Consider the following 1,240-nt stretch of genomic DNA (forward strand, 5'->3'; position numbering starts at 1 on the left):
CCTCCCTTTGAGGTGGGACACACAGATGTTGAGTTGTACGAACTGTCCGAACTGCTGTGGGAACTGGACGGCGAAAATCGCATACTGATGGAGACTGCGGGGAACTGCCATTTGCCGGTTGCCAGCCTCCTTTACCATTCCGAGTTTTACGGTTCCGTGGTGAACGCCATGCTGATGCATGGCTACGGGAGTAACAGTCTACGGCGGGCCAAGACCGACAAGAAAGACGCGATCAAGCTGGCCAATTACGGTCTTGACCACTGGCTGGCGATGCCCAGTACATCCCAGAGGATGAGATACGGCTCATGCTGAAAACCACATACCGACAGTACCAGCAATGTGCCAAGGTGCAGACCATGCTCAAAAACAACCGGATTTCCTTGCTCGCCACCGCTTTCCCTGATGCGAACCGCCTGTTTATCAGCCCTGTCAGGGCGAATGGCAGCGAGAAATGGATAGGCTTTGTAGCTGCTTTCCCGCATTGTGAGTGTGTCTGTGGGTTAACCGAAAAGGCTTTTACAGCCAAGTACCAGAGGTGGTGCAACAAACACGGTTACAACTTCAGCCAGGATAAGGCGCTGGACAGTTATACCTCCGCCTGTGGACATTTCAGTATTATGCCCAAGGCCAATACGACCAAGCTCCTGATAGAGCAGGCGGTGTTCCAACTCTGGGCTGTATCCACTGCACTGGCTGCGCTCAGAAATGCAGTCCCTGGCGGCATCGCTGCCGGAGTACTCCATTGTGATGGGGATGTTCGGTGTTGTGATCCGGCTCTCGGCCCCAGCTTATGGCAGAGATCGGCGCTGTGCGCCGTTTCCACTCCAAGAAAGCGTTGGTGGCCTTCGTGGGCATCGACGCCCCTCCGTACCAGTCCGGCCAGATGGAAGCCCGTAGCCGCAGCATCTCCAAACGGGGTTCCTCCGCTCTGCGCAGAACATTGTTCCTGGTGATGAGCGTGATTTTCCAGCGTTCCTCCGCCGATGAGCCGGTGTACCAATTCATGGATAAGAAACGTGCTGAGGGAAAGCCCTATCGTGTTTACATGATGGCCTCCGCCAACAAATTCCTGCGCATTTACTACGCCACTGTGAAAAAGCATCTGGATAGTCTCGAAGCCTGATCTTATCCTGAACCTGTCCATTCTGGGCCAGAGTCAAAATTTCCGGTGGCTTGGTTTTCTGTGTCCTTTTTGCCGCACCTAAAAATAGCGGTTCATTTCAATTCGGTTCTTGACATT

1 pseudogene is annotated in these 1,240 nt (G+C 53.7%); it reads left to right on the plus strand.

Features of this window, described 5'->3' with window-relative positions:
- Positions 1–1,123: pseudogene (locus H8S45_RS15770) on the plus strand (IS110 family RNA-guided transposase); the annotation flags it as partial.
- Positions 1,124–1,240 lie beyond the last annotated feature (117 nt).

This window comes from Agathobaculum faecis, from assembly GCF_014287995.1.
GTDB classification, from domain to species: domain Bacteria; phylum Bacillota; class Clostridia; order Oscillospirales; family Butyricicoccaceae; genus Agathobaculum; species Agathobaculum ammoniilyticum.